This window comes from Nocardia farcinica (assembly GCF_029867845.1).
Classification (GTDB): domain Bacteria; phylum Actinomycetota; class Actinomycetes; order Mycobacteriales; family Mycobacteriaceae; genus Nocardia; species Nocardia farcinica_A.
In genome coordinates this window covers 1-2,620 of sequence record NZ_JARWRU010001337.1, presented here as the reverse complement: position 1 = coordinate 2,620, position 2,620 = coordinate 1, and the positions used below count along the sequence as shown (strand labels likewise).

Annotated in this window: 3 protein-coding genes; 2 read left to right on the top strand and 1 reads right to left on the bottom strand. The window is 73.6% G+C overall.

Annotated features, from left to right (window positions below):
• Nucleotides 1-59: 59 nt before the first annotated feature.
• Nucleotides 60-491 (bottom strand): Fur family transcriptional regulator, encoded by a 432-nt coding sequence (locus tag QH283_RS29985; RefSeq protein WP_280506274.1) that lies wholly within the window; start codon nucleotides 489-491, stop codon nucleotides 60-62.
• 304 nt (nucleotides 492-795) lie between these two features.
• Between QH283_RS29985 and QH283_RS29980 the strand changes: the two genes are divergently transcribed.
• Both QH283_RS29980 and QH283_RS29975 read left to right on the top strand, forming a co-directional pair.
• Entirely contained in the window at nucleotides 796-2,040 is a 1,245-nt protein-coding gene (locus QH283_RS29980) for an APC family permease (protein WP_280506273.1), read from the top strand.
• A 105-nt stretch (nucleotides 2,041-2,145) separates the two neighbouring features.
• The coding region (locus QH283_RS29975; protein WP_280506272.1) for a serine hydrolase at nucleotides 2,146-2,620 on the top strand (475 nt) is incomplete at its 3' end.

Genomic DNA, 2,620 nt, shown 5'->3' with positions numbered 1-2,620 from the left:
CCCCCCCCCCCCGTCGTGGGGTTCCGGCCGTCGGCCGGGAAGTATCCGGTTCTCGATCGTCAGTTCTGCGCGGCCCGGCACTGTGGGCACAGTCCCCAGAACACGACCTCGGCCTCGTCGATGGCATAGCCGTGGGTCTCGGAGGGGTCGAGGCAGGGCGCTGGGCCGACCGCGCAGTCCACGTCGGCGACGGCATTGCAGTTCCGGCAGACCAGGTGATGATGGTTGTCGCCGATGCGGGCCTCGAACAGCGCGGGCGAGCCCGCGGGCTCGATGCGGCGCAGCAGGCCCGCGCCGACGCAGGCGTGCAGCACGTCGTAGATGCCCTGGGTGGACACCGACCCGATGGCCGCGCGCACGTCGGCGGCGATGGTGTCGGCATCGGAATGCGGGCGGGCCACGACGGCCTCCAATACCGCGATCCGCGGAGCGGTGACGCGCAGGCCGGCGGCGCGCAGCCATTCCCGGGGTTCGACGGTGTCGGTGTGCATGACTCCATGGTTCGGCAAACAATTGGAGTCGATCAAGTAAAGGTGGGGCATATCGCGGGGTGATATAGGCCACGACAGCAGGTGGAATGCCTCGCGGGGGCGGCCGGTTGTAGCAGCTGTCGGCGCCCGGACAGCCCCGGGCCTCACCCCTTCTGTCGCTGCGTGCGACCACTCGCCGAGAGGCGCTTGTGGGGCGTCGACACCGCGGCGCCGCCAGTCCTACCCCCCGGAACTGGCGGCGCTTCGCATTTCCCGGACACCCTCCGTACGTGCCGTGCTCACCCGGGGGGACGAGGATGCGGGTATGACTTCGGCATCCGGCTCGGGCGAGGCTTTGCACCGCAGGCTGGGCCTCGGCGATTCGGTGATCATCGGGCTCGGTTCCATGCTCGGCGCGGGCGTCTTCGCCGCTCTGGCCCCGGCGGCGGGCGCGGCGGGACCGTGGCTGCTGCTCGCGCTGGGGATCGCCGCGCTGCTCGCCTACTGCAACGCCACCTCGACGGCCAGGCTCGCGGCCCGCTATCCGGTGTCGGGCGGGGCGTATGTGTACGGGCGGGAGCGGCTCGGACCGTTCTGGGGGTACCTGGCCGGGTGGGGGTTCGTGGTCGGTAAGACCGCATCCTGCGCGGCGATGGCGCTGACCGTCGGGCACTACGCCTGGCCCGAGCACGCGCGGCCGGTCGCCGTCGCGACGGTCGCGGCCATCACCGTGCTGAACTACACCGGGGTGCACAAATCCGCGCTGGCCACGCGGGTGCTGGTGGGGCTGACCCTGCTGGTGCTCGCGGTGGTGGCGGCGACCGGTTTCGCGGGCTCGCACGCCGACGCGGCCGGGGTGACCGCGCGGATCGGGCCGTACGGGGTGCTGGAGGCGGCCGGACTGCTGTTCTTCGCCTTCGCCGGGTACGCCAGGATCGCCACCCTCGGCGAGGAGGTACGCGCCCCGGAACGGACCATCCCGCGCGCGGTGCTGATCTCACTCGCGGTCGCCCTCGCGGCGTACACGCTGGTGGCGGTGGCGGCGCTGCTGACGCTCGGTTCGGCGGGACTGGCCGCGGCGGCCGACCCGCTGGCGCGGGTGGTGAGCGCGGCAGGCGCGCCGGAGCTGGCGCCGCTGGTGCGGGCCGGGGCCGTGGTGGCGGCGGGCAGTTCGCTGCTCGGGCTGCTGCTCGGCGTCTCGCGCACCACGCTGGCCATGGCGCGCGATGCCCATCTGCCCTCGGCGCTGTCGGCGGTGCATCCGCGCTTCGGGGTGCCGCATCGGGCCGAGCTGGCGGTGTGCGCGGTGGTGGCGGGGGCGGTGCTGCTGGTGGATCTGCGGGCGGCGATCGGGTTCTCCTCGTTCACCGTGCTGGCCTACTACCTGGTCGCCAATGTGTCGGCGGGAACGCTGAGCGTGGCGGAAGGGCGTCCCGCGCGCTGGATTCCGGTGCTGGGGGCCGGTGGGTGTGCGGTGGTGGCCTCGGCGCTGCCGCTGTCGTCGGTGCTGGCCGGTGCGGCGGTGATGGCCGTGGGGGCGGGCTGGTACGCGTTTCGCCGACAGCGGTGACAGCAGCCCGACCGGACAGCGGGCGACGCGCGTCCGGTGTGACCTGCACGGTCCGCGGTGAGAACGGCGGGCGACCGGGGCCACGTGCCGGTAGCCTCCCGACCCATGGTGCGCAGATTGCCGGCAGCGGTGGCTTCGCTGGTCGTGGTGGCGGGGACGCTGACGGTCTCCGGGACGGTATCGCCTGTGGCACAGGCGCAACCGCGGACGACCTGCACCGTCGACTCGGGGCGGACCCCGCAGCGGGCCACGCCCGAGGAGGTCGGACTCGACGCCGGGGCGCTGGCGGAGGCGCTGCGCTTCGCCGCCGGGCGCAACAGGTTCAATGTGCAGGTCTACCGCAACAACTGCCTGGTGGGCGAGGGCCCGAACAATGCCGAGACCGGGCGCGTGCCGTGGAATGTGTGGAGTTCCACCAAGAGTGTGGTCTCGCTGCTGGCGGGCATGGCGATCGATCGCGGCGTGCTGGAATTGCACGCGCCGATCGACCGCTACCTACCCGCCGGGGGGGGGGGGGCCCCGGCCCCCCCCCCCCCCCCGGCCCCCCCGCGGGGCCCGGCCGCCGGGGGGGAGGGCGCCC

What these genes read in the sequence shown, in the direction of transcription:
- QH283_RS29985 (WP_280506274.1), bottom strand. Translation starts at nt 491, where the DNA reads ATGCACACCGACACCGTCGAACCCCGGGAATGGCTGCGCGCCGCCGGC.
- QH283_RS29980 (WP_280506273.1), top strand. Translation starts at nt 796, where the DNA reads ATGACTTCGGCATCCGGCTCGGGCGAGGCTTTGCACCGCAGGCTGGGC.